This is a genomic window from Escherichia sp. E13S3, from assembly GCF_004212325.1.
Taxonomy (GTDB): Bacteria; Pseudomonadota; Gammaproteobacteria; order Enterobacterales; family Enterobacteriaceae; genus Escherichia.
In genome coordinates, this window is the sequence record NZ_RHJR01000003.1 from 529,677 (window position 1) to 530,005 (window position 329).

Below are 329 nucleotides of genomic sequence, written 5' to 3' on the forward strand. Positions count from 1 at the left end.
CTTATCAGGCCTACAAATTCCCGCACCCTCCGTAGGCCGGATAAGGCGTTTATGCCGCATCCGGCAACGGTGCCAGATGCCTGATGCGACGCTTGCGCGTCTTATCAGGCCTACAAATTCTCGCACCCTCCGTAGGCCGGATAAGGCGTTTACGCCGCATCCGGCAATAGTGCCAGATGCCTGATGCGACGCTTGCGCGTCTTATCAGGCCTACAAATTCCCGCACCCTCCGTAGGCCGGATAAGGCGTTTATGCCGCATCCGGCAACGGTGCCGACTGCCTGATGCGACGCTCGCGCGTCTTATCATGCCTACAAATTCCCGCACCCT